The organism is Sutterella massiliensis, from assembly GCF_016899755.1.
In the GTDB taxonomy this organism is placed as follows: Bacteria; Pseudomonadota; Gammaproteobacteria; order Burkholderiales; family Burkholderiaceae_F; genus Sutterella; species Sutterella massiliensis.
In genome coordinates this window covers 1-278 of the sequence record NZ_JACJJC010000404.1, presented here as the reverse complement: position 1 = coordinate 278, position 278 = coordinate 1, and the positions used below count along the sequence as shown (strand labels likewise).

At 54.3% G+C, this 278-nt stretch carries 1 protein-coding gene; it reads right to left on the bottom strand.

Annotation, left to right across the window (positions count from 1 at the left end; genetic code table 11):
• On the bottom strand, positions 1–278 hold a 278-nt coding region (locus H6A60_RS13090; RefSeq protein WP_338054881.1), incomplete at both ends, for a 2'-5' RNA ligase family protein.

Genomic DNA, 278 nt, shown 5'->3' with positions numbered 1-278 from the left:
GCCCAGCACGCTCTCGTAAAGAGTTACCGCCTCCGCGGTAACTTCTAAACGCCTGACCGCCTTCCCTGTTTGTTCGAATATCTCCGGGTTGTCAAGCATTTTAAGTGTTTTTAACCTGGCCAGCGTAATATGGGGAGTAAACTCTCTTCCTTCCGTCGGGAAGCCCAGCGGCCTAAGCGCTTCATCCAACAATCCCGCCAGTCGTTTAGATTCGCCTCCGTCTGCCGCCCCTGCCCAGACAACACGCGGCCTTCTGTTAGATGGAAACGCTCCTAAAC